The organism is Bacillus sp. 204(2023) (genome assembly GCF_037027505.1).
GTDB lineage: Bacteria > Bacillota > Bacilli > Bacillales > Bacillaceae > Bacillus > Bacillus subtilis.
Window position 1 is genome coordinate 269,101 of sequence record NZ_JAXCHE010000001.1, and the last position, 15,187, is coordinate 284,287.

At 43.6% G+C, this 15,187-nt stretch carries 16 protein-coding genes; 15 read left to right on the plus strand and 1 reads right to left on the minus strand.

Translation table 11 applies throughout. The features are described from left to right. Positions 1–90: 90 nt before the first annotated feature. The 13 genes from WA279_RS01360 (at position 91) to WA279_RS01420 (ending at position 13,373) form a co-directional block, all read left to right on the plus strand. Positions 91–1,152: an AI-2E family transporter gene (locus tag WA279_RS01360; RefSeq protein WP_336153989.1), complete on the plus strand. Its 1,062-nt coding sequence runs from the start codon at positions 91–93 to the stop codon at positions 1,150–1,152. A gap of 330 nt (positions 1,153–1,482) precedes the next feature. Further along, on the plus strand, positions 1,483–4,119 hold the full coding sequence (gene alaS / locus WA279_RS01365) for an alanine--tRNA ligase (protein WP_336153991.1): 2,637 nt from the start codon (positions 1,483–1,485) through the stop codon (positions 4,117–4,119). Between the two features lie 84 nt (positions 4,120–4,203). Continuing rightward, positions 4,204–4,470 (plus strand): IreB family regulatory phosphoprotein, encoded by a 267-nt coding sequence (locus tag WA279_RS01370; protein WP_003225903.1) that lies wholly within the window; start codon positions 4,204–4,206, stop codon positions 4,468–4,470. A gap of 7 nt (positions 4,471–4,477) precedes the next feature. Further along, the gene (ruvX, locus tag WA279_RS01375) at positions 4,478–4,894 is read left to right on the plus strand and encodes a Holliday junction resolvase RuvX (RefSeq protein WP_003229795.1); all 417 of its coding nucleotides are present in this window, start codon (positions 4,478–4,480) and stop codon (positions 4,892–4,894) included. Between the two features lie 17 nt (positions 4,895–4,911). Beyond that, a complete protein-coding gene (locus tag WA279_RS01380; RefSeq protein WP_327829132.1) occupies positions 4,912–5,193 on the plus strand; it encodes a DUF1292 domain-containing protein in 282 nt (93 codons plus the stop codon). A 130-nt stretch (positions 5,194–5,323) separates the two neighbouring features. Further along, positions 5,324–6,406: an endolytic transglycosylase MltG gene (gene mltG, locus WA279_RS01385; RefSeq protein WP_327829131.1), complete on the plus strand. Its 1,083-nt coding sequence runs from the start codon at positions 5,324–5,326 to the stop codon at positions 6,404–6,406. A 151-nt stretch (positions 6,407–6,557) separates the two neighbouring features. Continuing rightward, a complete protein-coding gene (locus WA279_RS01390; RefSeq protein ID WP_014480416.1) occupies positions 6,558–7,211 on the plus strand; it encodes an O-methyltransferase in 654 nt (217 codons plus the stop codon). Between the two features lie 5 nt (positions 7,212–7,216). Then, the gene (locus tag WA279_RS01395) at positions 7,217–8,146 is read left to right on the plus strand and encodes a peptidase U32 family protein (RefSeq protein ID WP_336153996.1); all 930 of its coding nucleotides are present in this window, start codon (positions 7,217–7,219) and stop codon (positions 8,144–8,146) included. 18 nt (positions 8,147–8,164) lie between these two features. Beyond that, a complete protein-coding gene (locus WA279_RS01400; RefSeq protein WP_003229802.1) occupies positions 8,165–9,433 on the plus strand; it encodes a peptidase U32 family protein in 1,269 nt (422 codons plus the stop codon). A 6-nt stretch (positions 9,434–9,439) separates the two neighbouring features. Beyond that, positions 9,440–10,075, plus strand: coding sequence for a uridine kinase (gene udk, locus WA279_RS01405; RefSeq protein ID WP_003225916.1), 636 nt, complete (start codon positions 9,440–9,442; stop codon positions 10,073–10,075). A gap of 250 nt (positions 10,076–10,325) precedes the next feature. Then, positions 10,326–10,799 (plus strand): transcription elongation factor GreA, encoded by a 474-nt coding sequence (gene greA, locus WA279_RS01410; RefSeq protein ID WP_004399078.1) that lies wholly within the window; start codon positions 10,326–10,328, stop codon positions 10,797–10,799. A gap of 53 nt (positions 10,800–10,852) precedes the next feature. Beyond that, positions 10,853–12,607 carry a peptidoglycan D,D-transpeptidase FtsI family protein gene (locus WA279_RS01415; RefSeq protein WP_336154000.1) on the plus strand — a complete coding sequence of 585 codons (1,755 nt, stop codon included), beginning with the start codon at positions 10,853–10,855 and terminating at the stop codon, positions 12,605–12,607. 64 nt (positions 12,608–12,671) lie between these two features. Next, positions 12,672–13,373 (plus strand): YrrS family protein, encoded by a 702-nt coding sequence (locus WA279_RS01420; RefSeq protein ID WP_003246156.1) that lies wholly within the window; start codon positions 12,672–12,674, stop codon positions 13,371–13,373. Between the two features lie 36 nt (positions 13,374–13,409). On the opposite strand, the gene WA279_RS01425 is transcribed toward WA279_RS01420, so the two are convergent. Continuing rightward, positions 13,410–13,613 (minus strand): YrzA family protein, encoded by a 204-nt coding sequence (locus WA279_RS01425; protein ID WP_014477495.1) that lies wholly within the window; start codon positions 13,611–13,613, stop codon positions 13,410–13,412. Positions 13,614–13,805: 192 nt separating this feature from the next. Between WA279_RS01425 and WA279_RS01430 the strand changes: the two genes are divergently transcribed. Both WA279_RS01430 and mtnN read left to right on the plus strand, forming a co-directional pair. Then, positions 13,806–14,447, plus strand: a complete 642-nt coding sequence (locus WA279_RS01430; protein WP_336154001.1) for a class I SAM-dependent DNA methyltransferase — start codon at positions 13,806–13,808, stop codon at positions 14,445–14,447. A 20-nt stretch (positions 14,448–14,467) separates the two neighbouring features. Then, the gene (gene mtnN, locus WA279_RS01435) at positions 14,468–15,163 is read left to right on the plus strand and encodes a 5'-methylthioadenosine/S-adenosylhomocysteine nucleosidase (protein WP_009967881.1); all 696 of its coding nucleotides are present in this window, start codon (positions 14,468–14,470) and stop codon (positions 15,161–15,163) included. Positions 15,164–15,187: the final 24 nt, after the last annotated feature.

The following is a 15,187-nucleotide window of genomic DNA, read 5'->3' on the forward strand; positions in this document are numbered from 1 at the left end:
TGAAAAAATGTCCATGACTTCTGACTGTCTAAAGAAACATAAAGAATAATTCCGTGTAAACCTCAAAAGATATAGGTGAGGTGAAAGCAGATGCTCCAAAAACCGGTGCAGCTTTTGTTGTGGGTGGCTATTTGTTTGCTGGTTCTGTTAACAGTCTATGTCTTTTTTATGCTTGATATGTTATGGTCACCCTTTTGGCTCGTCATAAAAACGATCTTTATTCCCTTGATCATTTCTATTTTTATATCTTATTTATTGCTTCCGGTCACGGAATGGCTGCATGGCAAAGGATTGCCTAGGACTTTGAGCATCTTGGTCATTTATGTTCTTTTTTTTGGCGGGATTGGCTGGGCGTTGTATAAAGGGGTGCCTGTTTTAATCGTGCAGCTGACGGATTTGTCAGAAAATATACCCATGTTTGCCGAAACGTATAACGGGTTTCTTCTTCATGTGCATAACCATACGGATGACTGGCCTGATGGTATGCATCACCGTATAGATAAAATGATCCGCCAGACGGAGGCGTTTTTTGCGGGAACGATCGAGGGTGCGATCAGCGGGATCCGCAATGTGCTTGATTACTTCTTAATTGCTGCAACAATCCCTTTTCTCGTGTTTTATATGGTGAAGGACATTGAATTAATGAAAAAGACAGTATGGTACTTGACTCCGAAGTCGTGGAGAAAGCGAGGCAGCGCCTTTTTGCGGGATGTGGATGATTCGCTTGGCGATTATATCCGCGGCCAGCTTTTGGTCTGCTTGATTCTTGGCGTGATTGCAGGCATTTCGTTCTGGGTATTTGGGCTTCCATATCCGCTGATACTTGGCCTTATCTCTGGGGTAACGAATGTCATCCCGTATTTTGGCCCTTTCATCGGAGCTGTTCCTGCGTTGTTAATTGCGATGACGATCTCAGTCAAGGCGGTTCTTGTTGTGGTGATTACGGTGTTTATTCTGCAGTTTATGGAAGGAAATATCCTCAGTCCGTTCATTGTCGGCAGAAGCCTTAAAATGCATCCGGTCGTTATCATGCTTGCGCTCCTTGCCGGAGGGGAGCTTGCGGGAATCGTCGGGATGATTTTGGCTGTTCCTGCGACGGCTGTTTTAAAAGTAATGATGATCCATTTTTTGCGGATGAGGACGGAGCATTGACATCGGCGTGCCGCTTGTCTATAATTTCTCGTAGAATACATACGAATCTCGAGTGACGGATCTGAGTACGCCGAAGCCCTGTTAAAGAGAGAAGCTCCATAAGCTGAAAGGAGCTTTATCAGAAGATCGGAGGAAGCTAATCCTGAGTGCAGTTAATCACTGCCGCTTATCCTGCGTTACAGGGTTAAAGGTGACGGGCGAATGAATGCCCGTAATCAGGGTGGTACCGCGAGACAGCTCTCGTCCCTGTGTAAACGTTGGTTTGCATAGGGGGAGGGCTTTTTTGCTGTCACTGAAGAGAATTTCGATTTTTATAGAGGAGGAAATACAATGAAACACTTAACTTCTGCGGAAGTGCGTCAAATGTTTTTGGATTTCTTTAAAGAAAAAGGACATGCGGTAGAGCCAAGCGCGTCATTAGTGCCTCATGAGGATCCTTCACTGCTTTGGATCAACAGCGGTGTTGCGACGCTGAAAAAATATTTTGACGGCCGTGTCGTGCCGGAAAATCCAAGAATCGTAAACGCTCAAAAAGCGATCAGAACAAACGATATAGAAAATGTAGGTAAAACTGCGCGCCATCACACTTTCTTTGAAATGCTCGGAAACTTTTCCATCGGCGATTATTTCAAAGAAGAAGCCATTACATGGGCTTGGGAGTTTTTAACGAGCGACAAGTGGATTGGCTTCGACAAAGAGCTTCTCTCTGTTACGGTTCATCCTGAAGATGAAGAGGCATATGAGTTTTGGGCGAAAAAAATCGGTATTCCTGAAGAAAGAATTATCCGTCTGGAAGGGAACTTCTGGGATATCGGTGAAGGGCCGAGCGGACCGAATACGGAAATCTTTTACGACCGCGGTGAAGCATACGGTAATGATCCAGAAGATCCGGAGCTTTACCCAGGCGGGGAAAACGACCGTTACCTGGAAGTATGGAACCTTGTGTTCTCAGAGTTCAACCATAACCCTGACGGCACGTACACACCGCTTCCAAAGAAAAACATTGATACAGGCATGGGTCTTGAAAGAATGGTATCTGTCATCCAGAATGTTCCGACAAACTTTGACACCGATTTGTTTGTTCCGATCATTAAAGCAACAGAATCGATTTCTGGTGAAACATATGGCAAAGACAATGTGAAAGACACTGCGTTTAAAGTGATTGCTGACCATATCAGAACGGTTGCCTTTGCTGTTAGTGACGGTGCGCTGCCGTCAAATGAAGGCCGCGGCTATGTATTAAGACGCTTATTACGCCGTGCCGTGCGTTATGCCAAAACAATCAACATCCATCGTCCGTTCATGTTTGATTTAGTGCCGGTTGTTGCAGAAATCATGGCTGATTTCTATCCTGAAGTGAAAGAGAAAGCGGATTTCATCGCAAAAGTCATTAAAACCGAGGAAGAACGCTTCCATGAGACCCTTAATGAAGGGCTTGCGATCCTGTCAGAAATGATCAAAAAAGAAAAAGACAAGGGCAGCAGCGTTATCTCAGGTGCTGATGTGTTTAAACTGTATGATACGTATGGATTCCCGGTTGAATTGACTGAAGAATACGCAGAAGACGAGAACATGACGGTTGACCATGAGGGCTTTGAGGAGGAAATGAACCAGCAGCGTGAACGGGCAAGAAACGCCCGCCAGGATGTCGGCAGCATGCAGGTGCAGGGCGGCGCACTGCGCGACGTGACAGATGAAAGCACATTTGTCGGCTACTCTCAAACCAAAGCTGATGCCAATATCATTGTGCTTCTTCAGGACGGCCAATTAATCGAAGAGGCTCATGAAGGAGAAAGCGTTCAAATCATTCTTGATGAAACACCGTTCTATGCAGAAAGCGGCGGCCAAATCGGCGATAAAGGCTATCTCCGAAACGAGCAGGCCGTTGTAAGAATTAAAGATGTTCAAAAAGCGCCGAACGGCCAGCATGTGCATGAAGGTGTAGTGGAGAGCGGTACTGTTCAAAAAGGGCTGCATGTTACGGCTGAAGTTGAAGACCATATGAGAAGCGGCGTTATTAAAAACCACACGGCAACGCATTTATTGCATCAGGCTCTAAAAGATGTTCTTGGAACTCATGTCAATCAGGCGGGCTCTCTTGTAACGGAAAACCGTCTTCGTTTTGACTTCTCGCACTTTGGCCAAGTGACAAAAGAAGAGCTCGAACAAATTGAAAGAATCGTAAACGAAAAGATCTGGGCGAGCATCCCGGTCAGCATTGATTTGAAACCGATCGCTGAAGCAAAAGAAATGGGTGCGATGGCACTGTTCGGCGAGAAATATGGCGATATTGTCCGTGTCGTTCAAGTTGGAGATTACAGCTTAGAGCTGTGCGGCGGCTGCCATGTCAGAAATACAGCAGAAATCGGCTTGTTTAAAATCGTTTCTGAATCCGGAATCGGAGCAGGCACAAGACGGATTGAAGCTGTAACGGGACAAGGCGCTTACGTCGAAATGAACAGCCAGATTTCTGTATTGAAAGAGGCTGCTGACGAGCTGAAAACAAATATCAAAGAAGTGCCGAAACGGGTCGCGGCTCTGCAGGCTGAACTGAAGGATGCACAAAGAGAAAATGAATCTCTTCTTGCAAAACTAGGCAACGTGGAAGCAGGAGCAATCCTGTCGAAAGTAAAAGAAGTGGACGGCGTAAACGTACTTGCGGCAAAAGTAAATGCAAAAGACATGAATCATCTCCGCACTATGGTCGATGAACTCAAAGCAAAGCTTGGCTCTGCGGTGATCGTGCTTGGTGCGGTACAAAACGATAAAGTTAATATCTCTGCCGGAGTCACAAAGGACCTCATTGAGAAAGGCCTTCACGCCGGCAAGCTGGTTAAACAAGCTGCGGAAGTTTGCGGCGGAGGCGGCGGAGGCCGTCCGGACATGGCGCAGGCAGGCGGCAAACAGCCGGAAAAATTAGAAGAAGCTTTGGCTTCTGTAGAAGATTGGGTGAAATCCGTTTTATAATTCGCCCATGTAGTGTAGAATGATGGTAAGATTAGGACCCCAGGCTGAACTTTGCCTGCGAATTTGGGAAAGAGGTGCAAAACGGTGAGCTCGTTTGATAAAACGATGAAATTTAATTTCTCCGATGATTCTGCTGAGACTAACGTAAATGAGGTGCTGATTACAGTGTATGACGCGCTTCAGGAAAAGGGCTACAATCCAATCAACCAGATTGTCGGATACTTGCTGTCAGGTGATCCCGCTTATATTCCTAGGCATCGTGACGCTCGCAATTTAATTCGCAAACTTGAAAGAGACGAATTAATCGAGGAATTGGTAAAGTCTTATTTAGAACAGCATAAAGAGGCGTAAATAAAGAATGAGAATATTAGGACTCGATTTAGGAACCAAAACACTCGGTGTAGCTCTAAGCGATGAAATGGGCTGGACTGCTCAAGGCATTGAGACCATAAAGATAAATGAAGCAGAAGGCGATTATGGTTTATCCCGTTTATCTGAACTGATAAAGGACTATACTATAGATAAAATCGTGCTCGGCTTTCCTAAGAACATGAACGGAACAGTCGGCCCGAGAGGCGAAGCCAGCCAAACATTTGCTAAAGTGCTTGAAACAACGTACAATGTTCCTGTTGTGCTGTGGGACGAGCGTCTTACCACAATGGCGGCTGAAAAAATGCTGATTGCAGCTGACGTCAGCAGGCAAAAACGAAAAAAAGTCATTGATAAAATGGCGGCTGTTATGATTTTACAAGGATATCTTGACAGCTTAAATTAAAGCCAGAGGTGAAGAAAATGGAACACGGCGAAAAAAATATTACAATTGTTGACGATCAAGGAAATGAACAGCTTTGTGAAGTGCTGTTTACATTTGAAAACGAAGAGTTTGGCAAGTCTTATGTCTTGTACTACCCGATCGAATCAAAAGAAGACGAAGAAGTAGAAATTCTTGCTTCCAGCTTCACGCCAAACGAAGACGGTGAAAACGGTGAGCTATTCCCGATTGAAACTGACGAAGAATGGGATATGATCGAAGAAACATTAAACACATTCTTAGCGGACGAAGACGAAGAGTAAAACATCGCGCCAAACCAAAGCCGGAGCTATACTGCTCCGGCTTTTTTCTGCTTTATGCAGGTCTCTTTTTGTAATAAATTGCCGAAATACAATGAATCATGTAGTATAAGAGCTGATGGGAGGAGACCTAATGTATATCAATCAGCAAAAAAAATCGTTTTTTAATAAAAAAAGAATCATACTGTCTTCCATTGTTGTGCTGTTTCTCATCATTGGCGGGGCATTTTTATATGGGAAATCATTGCTTGAACCTGTTGAAAAAGACAGTAAAACGACAGTTAATATTAACATTCCGAGCGGTTCGTCTGTTTCAGCCATCGCATCGATATTAAAGAAAAATGATGTCATAAAAAGCGAGAAGGCGTTTCAGTACTATGTGAAATATAAAGGTGCTTCCGGGTTTCAGGCCGGATTCTACCATCTGAATAAAGGTATGGATTTAGATGCCATTATTCAGAAGCTGACAAGCGGGGCTACAGGCTACGCTTTTCAAATCACAGTGACTGAGGGAGCACAGCTGACCCAAATCGCGGCTGCTATTGCTGATGAAACAAAATACTCTAAAAAACAAGTCATAGCGAAGCTGGACGATAAAACATTTATCAATCAGCTGAAGAAAGAATTCCCGGACACTGTGACAAATGATGTTTTCAATAAAAACATTAAGCACCCGCTTGAAGGGTACCTATTCCCGGCTACATACCCTTTTAACGATCCGGACACATCACTTGAAGACATTATCAAGGCAATGATTAAGCAGACAAATTCTTATGTGGAAACATATAAATCAGAAATGAAGAAAAACAAAGTTTCTGTGCATAAGCTGCTGACAATGGCTTCTTTGATAGAAGAAGAAGCGACTGAAAAAGCCGACCGCCATAAAATTGCGAGCGTCTTTTATAACCGCCTGAAAAAGAAAATGCCGCTCCAAACAGATCCGACCGTGCTGTACGCGGCAGGCAAGCATAAAGATCGGGTTCTTTATAAGGATCTGGAAATCGATTCACCATACAATACGTATAAAAACACAGGGCTGACGCCAGGTCCGATTGCCAATGCCGGTATGTCGTCATGGGAAGCGGCGCTGCATCCGGATAAAACGGACTATCTGTATTTCTTGGCCAAATCAAATGGTGAGGTCGTATTTACAAAAACGCTAAAAGAGCATAATAAAGCAAAAGAAAAATACATTTCCTCAAAAAATGAGAAATAAAAGGAGAGCAAAAAGCTCTCCTTTTGTTCGCTTTCCGCAAGGTTTTATGATAAAATATATCGGGTTGTTTACCGATGTATCATGATGTATTCAGAGAGTGTCCTGCGCATAAGACTGGGGCACTCCTTTTTAGAACGGGAGGCTGTTTGTAGTGACTGACCGGTATGAACAAATAAATGACTATATAGAAGCATTATTAAAGCCTCGGCCGGATAACGTGAAGAAGCTTGAAGCATATGCAGAAGAACATCATGTCCCGATTATGGAAAAAGCGGGCATGGAGGTGCTGCTTCAAATTTTGTCTGTGAAACAGCCGAAAAAAATACTAGAAATCGGAACGGCCATTGGTTATTCAGCCATTCGAATGGCGCTGGAGCTGCCGTCTGCTGAAATATATACAATTGAACGCAATGAGAAACGGCATGAAGAAGCGGTAAACAATATCAAGGAATTTCAGCTTGATGACCGGATTCATGTTTTTTACGGAGATGCGCTTGAATTAGCCGACGCCGTTCATGTAACCGCGCCTTACGATGTCATTTTTATTGACGCTGCAAAAGGTCAGTATCAAAACTTTTTTCATTTATATGAACCGATGCTTTCACCGGACGGGGTGATTATAACAGACAACGTGTTGTTTAAAGGTCTGGTGGCAGAGGATTACAGCAAAATAGAACCGAAGAGAAGGCGCAGGCTTGTAGCAAAAATTGATGAATATAATCATTGGCTGATGAATCATCCGGATTATCAAACTGCGATTATTCCTGTCGGGGACGGACTTGCGATTAGTAAAAAGAAGAGGTGAACGTCATGAAAAAACCAGAGCTCTTAGTGACGCCGACGAGTACAGCGGACATTTTGCCGCTCATACAGGCTGGGGCAACTGCGTTTTTAGTTGGGGAACAGAGATACGGCTTGAGATTAGCCGGAGAATTTTCTCGTGAAGATGTAACAAAAGCCGTAGAGATTGCTCACAAAGAAGGGGCAAAAGTATACGTTGCTGTAAATGCAATTTTCCATAACGATAAAGTGGGTGAACTTGGCGAATATCTGGCTTTCTTAGCAGAAGCCGGTGTCGATGCAGCGGTATTCGGCGATCCTGCCGTGCTGATGGCTGCCCGTGAATCTGCGCCTGATCTGAAGCTTCATTGGAGCACAGAAACGACAGGCACCAACTATTATACATGCAACTACTGGGGACGCAAGGGTGCGGCGCGTTCTGTGCTTGCCAGAGAATTAAACATGGACAGCATTGTTGAGATTAAAGAAAATGCTGAAGTCGAAATTGAAATCCAGGTGCATGGAATGACGTGCATGTTCCAATCGAAGCGTTCTTTGATTGGAAACTATTTTGAATATCAGGGCAAAGTCATGGACATTGAAAGAAAGAAAAAAGAATCAGGCATGTTTTTACACGATAAAGAACGCGATAATAAATATCCGATTTTCGAAGATGAAAACGGCACTCACATCATGAGCCCGAACGATGTGTGCATCATTGATGAGCTCGAGGAATTGATAGATGCCGGAATTGATTCTTTCAAAATCGATGGTGTTTTGAAAACGCCTGAATACCTAATAGAAGTCACCAAAATGTACAGAGAAGCAATTGATTTGTGCGTGGAAAACCGTGACGAATACGAAGCGAAAAAAGAAGACTGGATCGAACGCATTGAAAGCATCCAGCCAGCAAACAGAAAAATTGATACTGGATTCTTCTTCAAGGAAACGGTTTATTAATCAAAAGGAGGTTAAGCTATGACTGCCGTAAATGATAAAATATCCACAATCGTTAATGGAAAGCGTGTGATTACGAAAAAGCCGGAACTTCTCGCACCTGCGGGTAATCTTGAAAAGCTGAAAATCGCTGTTCATTACGGAGCGGACGCGGTCTTTATCGGGGGACAGGAATACGGGCTGCGCTCGAATGCCGATAACTTTACGATCGAAGAAATTGCAGAAGGCGTTGAATTCGCAAAGAAATATGGCGCGAAGATCTACGTAACAACGAATATTTTCGCTCATAATGAAAACATGGACGGGCTTGAAGACTATTTAAAAGCGCTTGGAGACGCCAACGTTGCCGGTATTATTGTGGCAGATCCGCTTATTATTGAAACATGCCGCAGAGTGGCGCCGAATGTGGAGGTTCACTTGAGCACACAGCAGTCTCTTTCAAACTGGAAGGCTGTCCAGTTCTGGAAGGAAGAAGGTCTCGACCGCGTCGTGCTGGCTCGTGAAACAAGCGCTCTTGAAATCAGAGAAATGAAAGAAAAGGTAGATATCGAAATCGAATCCTTTATTCATGGCGCAATGTGTATCGCATATTCCGGCCGCTGTGTGCTGAGCAATCACATGACAGCGCGGGATTCCAACCGCGGAGGCTGCTGCCAGTCATGCCGCTGGGACTATGATCTCTACCAAACAGACGGTGCCAACGCCGTTGCTTTGTATGGTGAAGAAGATGCACCATTTGCGATGAGCCCGAAAGATTTGAAGCTGATTGAATCCATTCCGAAAATGATTGAAATGGGAATCGACAGCTTAAAGATTGAAGGCCGCATGAAATCCATTCACTATGTAGCAACTGTTGTCAGCGTATACCGCAAAGTAATCGATGCTTATTGCGCTGATCCAGAGAACTTTGTGATTCAAAAAGAATGGCTTGAAGAGCTTGATAAGTGCGCCAACAGGGACACTGCGACAGCTTTCTTTGAAGGAACGCCAGGCTATGAAGAGCAAATGTTCGGCGAACACGCCAAGAAAACGACATATGATTTTGTCGGCTTAGTGCTGAATTATGATGAAGATACACAAATGGTCACGCTTCAGCAGCGCAATTTCTTCAAAAAAGGCGACGAAGTGGAGTTTTTCGGTCCAGAAATCGAAAACTTTACACATACGATTGAAACCATTTGGGACGAAGACGGAAATGAGCTAGATGCTGCCCGCCATCCCCTGCAAATTGTCAAATTCAAACTAGACAAAAAGATTTATCCGAGCAACATGATGAGAAAGGGGAAGTAACAGCCCATGGGTAAGAATCCAGTAGTCATTGGAATCGCAGGAGGTTCCGGTTCAGGAAAAACGAGTGTCACACGGTCCATTTATGAACAGTTTAAAGGACACTCGATTTTAATGATCCAGCAGGACCTTTATTATAAAGACCAAAGCCATCTTCCGTTTGAAGAAAGGCTGAACACAAACTATGATCATCCGCTTGCGTTTGATAATGACTATTTAATCGAGCATATTCAGGATCTATTGAATTACCGTCCGATTGAAAAGCCGATTTATGACTATAAGCTTCACACACGTTCAGAAGAAACGGTTCACGTAGAGCCAAAGGATGTTATTATCCTTGAAGGCATTCTTGTTCTTGAAGACAAAAGGCTTCGTGATCTGATGGATATCAAGCTTTATGTTGATACGGACGCTGACTTGCGTATCATCAGACGGATTATGAGAGATATTAATGAGCGCGGACGCTCTATTGATTCTGTCATTGAACAATATGTGTCAGTGGTCCGTCCGATGCATAACCAATTCGTAGAGCCGACGAAACGATACGCTGATATTATTATCCCGGAAGGCGGTCAGAATCACGTCGCAATTGATCTGATGGTCACAAAAATTCAAACCATTCTTGAACAAAACGCGATTTTGTAATACCATAGCATAGACATAAATAACTCTGACCATATTATGTATAGGCAGGAAGGGAATGTGCGAATTCCCTTCTTTCCCTGTTTATAAACGCGAAATATTTGCAGAACGACACGATTCAGTTTAAGATAAACAGTACCTATATGGGAGAGAAGAACGAGGACTGCCCTGTGTTCTCATTCTTGTATTTTTTAGTTTATGCTCTCATACATAATCGAAGATGTTGAGGGACAACCAGAAGGAGTGAAGGGACATGGCACAAGAGAAAGTTTTTCCTATGACTGCAGAAGGAAAACAAAAACTTGAACAAGAATTAGAATATTTGAAAACGGTTAAACGAAAAGAAGTAGTAGAGCGAATCAAAATTGCGAGAAGCTTTGGAGACCTTTCCGAGAACTCTGAATACGATTCAGCGAAAGAAGAGCAGGCATTTGTAGAGGGCCGCGTGACGACTCTTGAAAATATGATTCGCAATGCGAAAATCATTGAAGATGACGGCGGCTCTAACGTTGTCGGTTTGGGTAAAACCGTCACTTTCGTCGAACTTCCTGACGGTGATGAAGAATCATATACGATCGTCGGAAGCGCGGAAGCTGACCCGTTTGAAGGGAAAATCTCAAACGATTCACCGATCGCAAAAAGCCTCTTGGGCAAAAAAGTAGATGAAGAAGTCACAGTACAAACACCGGGCGGAGAAATGCTCGTGAAAATTGTGAAAATTTCATAATATCTGTTTAGCAGCGAAACACCTCGTCCACAATGTGGGTGAGGTGTTTTTTTATGAAGATATCGAAACGAATGAAGCTGGCAGTCATCGCTTTTTTGATTGTATTTTTTCTGCTTCTGCTGAGGCTTGCAGAAATCCAGCTGTTTTTCACAGAATCATTTTCTAAAAAGAAAATTAATTTGATTCAAGAAAGTGTGAAACAGCGCACGGAGGAAGTGCTCATTTCAGATGGAAGAGGCTCTTTTTTAGATCGAAACGGGCGGGCGCTGACAGGACAAAGCGAGCCTGCGGTTGTTTTGTTCCCTTTTCTGCTGACGCAGGATTGGCCGATCAAAAAAGTTGCGGACATCCTCGGCATGTCTGAAGATGATTTGCGCCAGACACTAGGTAAGGCAAAAAAACCGGTCATTTTGCAGCAAAAGAAAATCAAAACACTTTCAAAACAATCTATCACAAAAATCAATTCTTTGAAATATCCCGGCATTTACGGCGTATATATGGAGAATGAAGACAAGCCCAGCCTTGCTTCACATACGATAGGGAGCACGAACCAAGATCCGGCGCTGCTCCGCAAGAAATATCCTGACAAGGAGAGCCTTCCGATTACAACAGAAATCGGAACAACCGGTTTAGAACGGACATTTGACGAGTTTTTGCTTCCAGAACAAGACACAAAGCTTTTATATCATGTGGATGGAAAAGGAAACCCTTTGTTTGGCATGGACGTCAAATATACAGCTGAAGCCAATACATTTTATCCGCTCCAGGTCAAAACAACGATCGATCAAAGCATTCAAAAAGCGATGGAGGAGGTATTGGATGAACAGGGGTTGAAAAAGGGAGGAGCTGTGCTGCTGGACATCGAAAATAGCAGTGTTCTGGGAATTGTAAGCAAACCAGATGCGGATGTGTCCCGGCAAAACACACTTCAAAATTATATGCTGACGCCAATCTATCCCGGATCAGTTTTTAAAACAGTCATTGCCGCAGCTGCAATCGAAAATAATATGGTGAAGCCTAGTCAAACCTTTAATTGCAATTTAAACCTGTACGGGGAACCGGGGGACGACAAAGGAACCTTGTCTTTTGATGAAAGTTTTGCCCAAAGCTGTAATTACACATTTACGAGTCTTGCAGAACAATTAATGAAAAAAGACAGCTCGGTTATTGAAGATATGTCCGAGAAGCTGGCTCTCACTGATCGGGCAGGCTGGGAGGGAAAACTGTACCACGAAACCGATTTCCGCCAGCTGTATAACGAAAAAAGCGGCGTGATTTGGGGGGATGAAAAAGACAAATCAGTCAAAAAAGCCATTGCGCAAACCGCAATTGGGCAGAAAAATGTAAAGGTAACGCCGCTGGAGGTAGCCAATATGATGGCGACAATCGCCCGCGGCGGAGAAAAATGGCAGGTGAAAATTGCCGAACAAATTGAGTATAAGAACGGCACAACGCTCGTTACGTTTAAAGATCAGAAGCTCAAAGGGGAAACGATAGACAAATATACGTCACAGCAGCTTCAAAAATTACTGCGGCGGGTAGTAGAATCTCCTTCCGGAACGGGCAGAAGGTTTCAAGATCTTCCGTATACTGTAGCAGGGAAGTCGGGCACAGCCCAGACAGGCAAGTTTTCAAAAGAGAAGGAAACGCTCTATGAAAAATGGTTTGCCGGATATTTTCCCGCGGATAAGCCGAAATACGCTCTGGTTGTTTTACACCTGGATACACCGGGAGATAAGGCTCTGACAAATTCGGTGTTTTATGATATTGTTAAAAAAGTACACGAAATTGAAATCAATCAGAAATAGAACAACTTCTCAGCACATGTTAAAATATATGCTGAGCCAAGAGGGATAAAGGAGTGCAGAATTATTGAGCAATAATCAATCTCGTTATGAAAATCGTGATAAACGCAGAAAAGCCAATTTAGTGCTTAACATTTTAATCGCAATTGTATCCATACTAATTGTCGTAGTAGCAGCGAATCTCTTCATTAACAGTCCTTCTAGCAAAGATGTCAGCAAGGATTCTGAAACGGCGCAAAAACAGGAATCTCCGGCTTCAGGAAAGACGGAAAAGAAATCGGATGAGGATATAAAAGACAGCAAGAAAGATACATCTGACAGCGAAAAGGATTCTGAGAAGTCTTCTGACTCTGATTCCAAAAAAGATGATTCTTCTTCTAAAAAAGATGACTCAGATTCAGATTCAAGCTCAGATTCAGCTGGTGACGGGCTTAAAGATGCAAAAGTAACAGAAGGCGGCTCATCGAGCGATGTGGAAAAAACGTATGAAAATCCTGACTGGAAAGCAGTTGGAACTGAGCAGACTGGCGAGCATGCCGCTACTTATGATTCAAGCTCACAAGACTGGGCTGAGATGCTGAAAGCCATTTCGTACGCAACTGGTGTCTCAACAGATAACATGACGGTGCTCTGGCTCGGAAATAACGGTAGCCCTCAGGATGCCAAAGGCAAGATTTTGGACAAGGCGACTGGGAATAAATATCAAGTCACGATTACATGGGTCGATGAAAAAGGCTGGAAGCCGACAAAAGTAGAAAAGCTAAAATAAACAAAAGCAGCCGGGTTACAACCGGCTGCTTTTGTTTTAGGCTTCAGCTGCGAAATGAACCACCGCGCTGTACAATATTCTTCCTTCTGCCACAGCAGTTTGGTGTGAAACAGATTTCACCCGGAGCATGATGGCTTTATTGTTTTCAATTTGTGTATTGATTTTCTTTTCAAGCTCCTGCAATGAAGCCGCCTCAAAAAATTCCACTTTGTCTTTAATCAAATCTAATTGAAAATTCATGTCTTGACCCTCCAGCTTTCACAAGTCATATGAAGTATAAGCTTTTTTGCGGTCGATGCGCAATATGAGATGGCATAAAATACACAAAGTGTTTTAGTACCTGCTTTTCAGAAGATGTGGTATTATAGGAACTGTTCCATCATTAATCCATAGTATACTTATAGGAATTATTAAATATGGAGTGTGACAAATATGGGCCGTGAATTTATCCCTCTCTTTGAAGATTGGGCAGCAACTTATGATCAAACAGTACAAGGTTTAGATATTCAGTATAAAGAAGCGTTCAGAGGCTACGATCATATCCTTGATGCCATCGTCAGCAAATCTGGAACACATGTGTTAGAATTTGGCCCGGGGACCGGGAATTTGACAGCTAAGCTGCTCGATGCAGGCAAAACTGTATTTGGAATCGAACCTTCTCCAGCAATGCGTAAACTGGCTTCTGACAAGCTTTCAGGCAGGACAGAAATCGTTGATGGAGACTTCCTGACATTCCCTGAGCCGCCATTTCAGGCTGATACAATTGTCAGTTCATATGCTTTTCATCATTTGACTGACGAAGAAAAGCAGGCTGCCATAAAGCAATATGGCAAATACCTTCACTTGCATGATAAAATAGTGTTTGCCGATACCGTCTTTGAAGATGCGCAAGCGTATCAACAGGCTATCGATAAAGCCCGTTCTCAAGGCTTTTATCAGCTTGCAAATGATTTAGAGACAGAGCATTATCCTACATTGGATGCGTTGAAAGAAATGTTTACAGCTGAAGGTTTTGCAGTCCGATTCACTCAGCAAAACGACTTCGTGTGGATAATGGAGGCGATCAAACGGTAAAGTGAAGGGAATGTGAATAGATGAGACTAGCAGTCATCGGAGCAATGGAAGAGGAAGTTACCATCTTAAGAAACAAACTTGAAAATGCAAAAACAGAAACGATCGCACACTGTGAATTTACAACAGGCGAATATGAAGGAACTGAAGTGATTCTTTTAAAATCAGGAATTGGAAAAGTAAATGCTGCGATCAGCACGACGCTTCTGCTTGACCGTTACAAGCCTGATTATGTCATTAACACAGGCTCAGCCGGCGGATTTCATCATACATTGAATGTAGGGGATGTCGTCATTTCTACTGACGTTCGCCATCATGATGTAGACGTAACGGCTTTTGACTATGAATACGGCCAAGTGCCGGGTCTTCCGGCTGCTTATGCGGCGGATGAAAAGCTGATTAGCATCACTGAAGAAGCGGTATCTGAACTCGACGGCATTCAGGTTGCAAAAGGAACGATTGCAACAGGCGATTCTTTCATGAACGATCCGAAGCGGGTTGAAGAGGTGCGTGCGAGATTTTCTGATCTGTACGCGGTTGAAATGGAGGCTGCGGCAGTGGCTCAAGTGTGCCATCAATTTAAAACGCCGTTTGTCGTCATCAGAGCGTTATCTGATATCGCAGGAAAAGAATCACATGTTTCATTTGACCAATTTTTAGAGCAGGCGGCTGTCCATTCAACAGAGCTTGTGTTAAAGGTGATCAAACGAATTCATTAAAACGGGGAGAACGTTCTCCTCCGT

Excerpts from the sequence above, each read along its gene's own strand:
- WA279_RS01430 (WP_336154001.1), top strand. The coding sequence starts at position 13,806 with ATGGGCCGTGAATTTATCCCTCTCTTTGAAGATTGGGCAGCAACTTAT.
- ruvX (WP_003229795.1), top strand. The coding sequence starts at position 4,478 with ATGAGAATATTAGGACTCGATTTAGGAACCAAAACACTCGGTGTAGCT.
- WA279_RS01425 (WP_014477495.1), bottom strand. The coding sequence starts at position 13,613 with ATGAATTTTCAATTAGATTTGATTAAAGACAAAGTGGAATTTTTTGAG.
- greA (WP_004399078.1), top strand. The coding sequence starts at position 10,326 with ATGGCACAAGAGAAAGTTTTTCCTATGACTGCAGAAGGAAAACAAAAA.
- WA279_RS01380 (WP_327829132.1), top strand. The coding sequence starts at position 4,912 with ATGGAACACGGCGAAAAAAATATTACAATTGTTGACGATCAAGGAAAT.
- alaS (WP_336153991.1), top strand. The coding sequence starts at position 1,483 with ATGAAACACTTAACTTCTGCGGAAGTGCGTCAAATGTTTTTGGATTTC.
- WA279_RS01400 (WP_003229802.1), top strand. The coding sequence starts at position 8,165 with ATGACTGCCGTAAATGATAAAATATCCACAATCGTTAATGGAAAGCGT.
- WA279_RS01395 (WP_336153996.1), top strand. The coding sequence starts at position 7,217 with ATGAAAAAACCAGAGCTCTTAGTGACGCCGACGAGTACAGCGGACATT.
- mltG (WP_327829131.1), top strand. The coding sequence starts at position 5,324 with ATGTATATCAATCAGCAAAAAAAATCGTTTTTTAATAAAAAAAGAATC.
- mtnN (WP_009967881.1), top strand. The coding sequence starts at position 14,468 with ATGAGACTAGCAGTCATCGGAGCAATGGAAGAGGAAGTTACCATCTTA.
- WA279_RS01360 (WP_336153989.1), top strand. The coding sequence starts at position 91 with ATGCTCCAAAAACCGGTGCAGCTTTTGTTGTGGGTGGCTATTTGTTTG.
- WA279_RS01415 (WP_336154000.1), top strand. The coding sequence starts at position 10,853 with ATGAAGATATCGAAACGAATGAAGCTGGCAGTCATCGCTTTTTTGATT.
- udk (WP_003225916.1), top strand. The coding sequence starts at position 9,440 with ATGGGTAAGAATCCAGTAGTCATTGGAATCGCAGGAGGTTCCGGTTCA.